The 2,364-nt window shown below is 54.6% G+C and carries 2 protein-coding genes and 1 pseudogene; 1 reads left to right on the forward strand and 2 read right to left on the reverse strand.

Features of this window, described 5'->3' with window-relative positions:
• Positions 1 to 344 (reverse strand): annotated as a pseudogene (locus L692_RS28645) (hypothetical protein); the annotation flags it as partial.
• A gap of 151 nt (positions 345 to 495) precedes the next feature.
• Positions 496 to 1,827, reverse strand: a complete 1,332-nt coding sequence (locus L692_RS0112465; protein WP_025700307.1) for a PhoH family protein — start codon at positions 1,825 to 1,827, stop codon at positions 496 to 498.
• Between the two features lie 105 nt (positions 1,828 to 1,932).
• Between L692_RS0112465 and L692_RS0112470 the strand changes: the two genes are divergently transcribed.
• Positions 1,933 to 2,364, forward strand: a 432-nt coding sequence (locus tag L692_RS0112470; protein WP_025700309.1) for a YhcN/YlaJ family sporulation lipoprotein, incomplete at its 3' end; no start/stop codon positions are given.

Below are 2,364 nucleotides of genomic sequence, written 5' to 3' on the forward strand. Positions count from 1 at the left end.
GTCATCACAATATCGGGGCTGTTCCCAATCGTCAGCTCGTCCATCACAGCGTCATATCCGGCGCTTTCTCCAAGATTGACAAGCTCAATATTCACTCCGCTGGACAAGGTGTAATTGCGGCTTATTTTTTGCAGCTCGCGGAACTCCTTATGGCTAAGCGATACCGATATCCGAAGATACGCCGGTTCGCCCTTTTGCCGTTGAGAGAAGCTCTGGGACTGCGATGGATATTCGTTCACAAGGGGACGCTCGTCCGTTTGGTTCAGATCCATGCCGGGAGACAAGCTTGTCAGCGACAGCAGCAGGATTGCAAACAGCAGCCAGTAATTTTTGCGTCTCAGCATGTTCTCCTCCTTGTCCGTTTCGAAACCCGTCTCCCTATTTTACCAGCCTGATGCGCTTTTGTCTGCCCGCATGTGATAACGCTTTCCTTTCATTGTACAAAAAAGGACCGGGAGTCTGTCTCCCGATCCTTCCCTGAAGCCTGAGTATGAATTACAGCAAATCCGCCGCCAATTGGGCCAGACGGGAGCGTTCCCCTTTTTCCAGCGTAATGTGGCCGCTGATCCCCTGCTGTTTGAACTTTTCCACAATATAGCTGAGTCCATTGCTTGCAGCATCGAGGTAAGGGTGGTCGATCTGCTCGGGGTCGCCCATCAGTATGACCTTGCTGCCCTCGCCCGCTCTGGAAACAATCGTCTTGACTTCATGGCGCGACAGGTTCTGCGCTTCGTCGATGATAATGAATTGTCCCGGAATGGAGCGGCCGCGGATATAGGTCAGCGCCTCAACCTGAATGCTGCCAAGACCCATCAGAATTTTGTCAATGTCTCCAGCTTTCTTCGTATCGAACAGGAACTCCAGATTATCGTATATCGGCTGCATCCACGGCCGGAGCTTCTCGTCTTTTTCACCGGGCAGATAACCGATGTCCTTGCCCATCGGAACGACGGGCCGCGCGATCAGCAGCTTCTTGTATTTATGCTCATCCTCCACCTTGAAGAGCCCGGCGGCAAGGGCCAGAAGCGTCTTGCCCGTCCCCGCCTTGCCCGTGATGGTGACAAGCGGAATGTCTTCGTTAAGCAGCAGTTCGAGCGCCATCCGCTGCTGCGCGTTGCGGGCGCTGATTCCCCATACGGGGTCGTTGCCGAGATACAGCGGCTCCAGGCGGCTGGCGTCGCTGCTGACCTTGAGCAGCGCCGACTTGCCGCTGCCGATCTCATCCTTCAGAATGATAAATTCATGGGGATAGAGCGGGTAGGACAGCTGCAGCTGCTTGACGGAAAGGGAGCGGTTGCTGTAATACTCGTCAATCAGCGCCGGGTGGACAGGCAGCGTCTGGTACCCGGCATACAGCTCATTCAAGTCGCCCGTCCGGTCGGACAGATAGTCCTCCGGTGTAATGCCGAGCACATCGGCCTTGATGCGGACCAGAACATCCTTGCTTACGAGCACGACAGGCCGGGGATCGGCCTTCTCGTTCTCCTCTTGCAAATAATTAAGCGCCACAGCCAAAATCCGATTGTCAGTGGATACCTCGCCGAACATCTCCTGCACCTTGATGAAGCTGCGGTGATTCAGTTCGACCTTCAGCGTGCCCCCATGCTCAAGCTCCACGCCGCTGTGCAGATGACCGCGCTCGCGAAGTCCGTCGAGCAGGCGGGACACCGTGCGGGCATTGCGCCCGATCTCATCGGCGTTGCGCTTCTTGTTATCGATCTCTTCCAGCACCACGGCGGGAATGATAACTTCGTTCTCTTTAAACGAAAAGATCGAATTGGGGTCGTGAAGCAGCACATTGGTATCCAGTACAAAGATCTTTTTCATGTTATCCCCTCCACAGCGCCTGGTTTGTCTTAAAGATACATAACTCTTTCCGCCGCTGGCAAAGATAACACCAGAGTTCATCTTGGACGAAAGGAGCAAGCATCTATGAGAAAATCAATGTGTCTGTTGCTGGTCCTTCTACTGCTGCTGACAAGCTGCGGTATGGTAAAAAAAGAGTCATCACCCTCTCCTCAGGATAAACATTCGGCAATGCATGACATGAATAACGGGGGACGCGGGGTAAGACCGCTGGCCGATGACGGAACCGCCGTTGTCTCCTCAAGGGATGCCGAGTTAAAAGACCATCTGGAGCAGTTGGCCAAAAGAGTGCCTGGCGTCAACGGAGCGCACTGCGTCGTCATGGGCAACACTGCGGTTGTCGGCATCGATGTGGACGGGGCGCTCAGCCGCTCCAGAGTCGGAACGGTCAAATATTCGGTCGCCGAGGCCTTCCGCAAAGACCACAGAGGCATCAACTCGATTGTTACCGCTGATGTCGATATGGCTTCACGGATTGCGGAGCTGAGCCGCCATTTC

Source organism: Paenibacillus forsythiae T98, assembly GCF_000520735.1.
Lineage (GTDB): Bacteria > Bacillota > Bacilli > Paenibacillales > Paenibacillaceae > Paenibacillus_AQ > Paenibacillus_AQ forsythiae.

Bases quoted from the DNA above. Each gene is read 5' to 3' on its own strand.
- L692_RS0112465 (WP_025700307.1), bottom strand. From the start codon at position 1,827: ATGAAAAAGATCTTTGTACTGGATACCAATGTGCTGCTTCACGACCCC.